3 protein-coding genes are annotated in these 1,733 nt (G+C 72.0%); all 3 read left to right on the top strand.

The genetic code is table 11. From position 1 onward, the window contains the following. Positions 1-561 (top strand): rRNA adenine dimethyltransferase family protein (locus tag RMO85_RS14885; protein ID WP_310529508.1); only part of this gene is annotated, 561 nt, incomplete at its 5' end. Then, on the top strand, positions 558-1,484 hold the full coding sequence (locus RMO85_RS14890; protein WP_310529509.1) for a 4-(cytidine 5'-diphospho)-2-C-methyl-D-erythritol kinase: 927 nt from the start codon (positions 558-560) through the stop codon (positions 1,482-1,484). The genes RMO85_RS14885 and RMO85_RS14890, both read left to right, overlap by 4 nt. Continuing rightward, a partial coding sequence (locus tag RMO85_RS14895) for an ATP-binding cassette domain-containing protein (protein ID WP_310529510.1) occupies positions 1,484-1,733 on the top strand: 250 nt, incomplete at its 3' end. The genes RMO85_RS14890 and RMO85_RS14895, both read left to right, overlap by 1 nt.

The following is a 1,733-nucleotide window of genomic DNA, read 5'->3' on the forward strand; positions in this document are numbered from 1 at the left end:
CAGGTCGGCGCCTTCGAGGTGGTGCTCGGTGACGCGATGCGAATCGAGCAGATCCCGGGGCCACCGCCCACCGCTCTGGTCGCCAACCTGCCCTACAACGTCTCGGTACCGGTCCTGATCCACATGCTCACACTGCTCCCCTCTCTCGAGCGGGGTCTGGTGATGGTCCAGGCCGAGGTCGCCGACCGGCTGGCTGCCGGCCCGGGCTCCAAGATCTACGGCGTCCCGTCGGTGAAGGCCGCCTGGTTCGCCGATGTCCGCCGCGCCGGCTCCATCGGTCGCAACGTCTTCTGGCCCATGCCCAACGTCGACTCCGGTCTGGTCGCCTGGACCCGCTGCGACCCGCCGGACACGACCGCCACCCGGGAGCAGGTCTTCACGGTCATCGACGCTGCCTTCGCCACCCGCCGCAAGCAGATCCGCGCCACGCTGCGCCCCCTCGCCGGCTCCAGCGAGGCGGCCGAGCGCGCACTCGCCCACGCGGGCATCGACCCGACCGTGCGCGGCGAGGTGTTGACCGTGGCCGACTTCGCCCGGATCGCCGAAGGCATGCCGTGGTGACGGCCCTCGACCTGCCGCGCTCCGTCTCGGTGCGCGCCGCCGCCAAGATCAACCTGCACCTCGGCGTGGGCGCCGTGCGCGACGACGGCTTCCATCCCCTCGAGACCGTCTACCAGGCGATCAGCCTGTACGACGACGTCACCCTCGCCTCCTCGGTCGTGCGCGCGCGCGGGCTCGAGTGCGCCGACTACATCGACGCTGGCGATGTCCCGCTCGGCGACGACAACATCGCCTTCCGGGCCCTCGACCTGGTCCGCGCCCGCACCGGCCGCCCCGGGCACGAGTCGGTCAACATCCTGAAGTCGATCCCGGTCGCCGGCGGCATGGCGGGCGGCTCGGCGGATGCGGCGGCGACCCTGCTGGCCTACGACCGGCTCCACGCCCTCGATCTGCCCGACGCCGTACTCCTCCAGCTCGCGGCCGAGCTGGGCAGCGACGTCCCGTTCTCGCTCGTGGGAGGCACGGCGCGCGGCCGTGGCCGGGGCGAGGTCGTGCAACCGCTCGACGACCGCGGCACCTGGTGGTGGGTCGCCGTGGCGTCCGACGTCGGTCTGTCCACGCCCGAGGTCTACCGGCACCACGACCGGCTCTTCCCGGACGCGCCGACCGAGCCGGCCGAGCCGGCCGATCTCCTCGCAGCGCTCGCCACCGGCGAGCCGCTGCGGCTGGCCCGCACGCTTCACAAAGACCTGCAGGCGCCGGCGGTCGACCTCCGGCCCGAGCTCGGCACCCTGATCGACCGCGGCGAGGGCGAAGGCGCCCTGCGCGGAATCGTCTCCGGCTCGGGCCCGACCTGCATCTTCTTGTGCGACTCGCTCGACGGCGCGCACGCCGTCGTGGCGGGACTGCAGGGCGCAGGGCACGACGTCGTACTCATCGCGAACGGCCCCGTTGCCGGCGCACATCTCCTGGAGCATCCCTGATGGCCAATCTGATCAATCTCGAGAAGGTCTCGAAGTCCTACGGCGTCAGGCCGTTGCTGAGCGAGGTCTCGCTCGGCATCAACGTCGGGGAGCGGATCGGCATCGTCGGGCGCAACGGCGACGGCAAGACCACGCTGCTCGAGGTGATGACCGGGCTCGAGGAGCCCGACGCCGGCCGGGTGTCGATGAGCCGCGGCGTCGAGATCGGCTATCTCCACCAGGGCGACGAGCTCGTCGACACGCACACCG

Source organism: Nocardioides sp. (genome assembly GCF_031422975.1).
In the GTDB taxonomy this organism is placed as follows: Bacteria; Actinomycetota; Actinomycetes; order Propionibacteriales; family Nocardioidaceae; genus Nocardioides.